This window comes from Kitasatospora sp. NPDC007106, from assembly GCF_040634455.1.
Lineage (GTDB): Bacteria > Actinomycetota > Actinomycetes > Streptomycetales > Streptomycetaceae > Kitasatospora > Kitasatospora arboriphila.
Window position 1 is genome coordinate 1 of record NZ_JBEYFP010001214.1, and the last position, 1,428, is coordinate 1,428.

Annotated in this window: 1 protein-coding gene and 1 pseudogene; one reads left to right on the top strand and one right to left on the bottom strand. The window is 76.7% G+C overall.

Going from position 1 to position 1,428, the window contains the following annotated elements:
* Window positions 1-310 (bottom strand): annotated as a pseudogene (locus ABZ641_RS37255) (hypothetical protein); the annotation flags it as partial.
* A 293-nt stretch (window positions 311-603) separates the two neighbouring features.
* Between ABZ641_RS37255 and ABZ641_RS37260 the strand changes: the two are divergent.
* On the top strand, window positions 604-1,428 hold an 825-nt coding region (locus ABZ641_RS37260; RefSeq protein WP_359989009.1), incomplete at its 3' end, for a sigma-70 family RNA polymerase sigma factor.

The following is a 1,428-nucleotide window of genomic DNA, read 5'->3' on the forward strand; positions in this document are numbered from 1 at the left end:
CCCCGGTGGCTCCGCCGCCGCGCAGCGAGAGCAGCCCGCGGACGGCGATCGCGGCCAGCACCGCGGCGGCCACCGCCCGTACCCAGGCCTCGCCGCCGCCGATCAGTCCGACCAGCCGCGGGCCGACGAGCACCGCGACCGCGGCGTACACGAAGTCCACCAGCGCCACCGCGGTCGCGGCGGCGGCTCCCTGGCGCAGGCCGCGGCCGCCCTCCTGCAGCAGCAGCACGCCGACTGCGCCGAGGGGCATCGCCACGCCCAGACCCGCCGCGGCACCTGCCGCAGCCGTACTCACCAGGGAATCCACCATCGCGCCAGGGTGGCCGAGACCCCCTCCTCCGCGCGAGCGAGTTTTCGGCGGGCCGTGGCGGCCCGGCCCCGGCCCGGCGAAGGCCCGGTCCCGGCCCGGCGGAGGCCCGGCGGAGGGGCTGCCGGGCCCTGCGGGCGGTGGGCTACTGTCCCTCCGCACGGGCGTCCGGAGGGCCGAACGGAAATCCGGTGCGATTTTCCGTTATCCGGAGCGCGGCGGACGATCTCCCAGTACGACAGCAGCAGCACAGCACGGGGCCGCACCACGGCCCGACCGAGAAGGTGGACCACGCCATGGACAGTGACCGCGCAGCACTGCTGGTCGTGCAGGCCCGGGCCGGCGACCAGTACGCCACGGACGAACTGATCAGCGGGCACCTGCCTCTGCTCTACAACATCGTCGGCCGGGCGCTCGGCGGGCACTCCGACACCGACGACGTCGTCCAGGAGACCCTGCTGCGGGCCATGGACGGCCTGCACGGCCTGCGCGACCCGGCCGGGTTCCGCTCCTGGCTGGTCGCGATCGCGATGAACCAGATCCGCCGCCGGCACCACGAGCGCATGCAGACCGCCTACGCGGGTGACGGCCTCGGCGACGCCTACGACGTCGCCGACCCGGGCGCGGACTTCGTGGACCTCACCATCGTCCGGCTCGGCCTCTCCGGGCAGCGCCGCGAGGTCGCCGAGGCGACCCGCTGGCTCGACGAGGCGGACCGCGAGCTGCTCGCCCTGTGGTGGCTGGAGGCGGCCGGCGAGCTGACCCGCGCCGAGCTGGCCGGTGCGCTGGAGCTGCCGCCGCAGCACGCCGCGGTGCGGGTGCAGCGGATGAAGGGCCAGCTGGAGACCGCCCGGGTGGTCGTCCGGGCGCTGGCGGTGGCCGACCGGTGCGGGCCGCTCTTCGAGCTGACCGCCCGCTGGGACGGCGTGCCGAGCGCGCTGTGGCGCAAGCGGATCGCCCGGCACGCCCGCGAGTGCGCGGTCTGCTCGCGCCACTGGAGCGGGCTCTTCCCCGCCGAGGGGCTGCTGGCCGGCCTGGCCATGGTGCCGGTCTCGGCGGGCGACCTCGGGGCGCTGGGCGCCTACCTCTCCCCCGCGACGGCCTCCCCCGCGCCGGCGCCC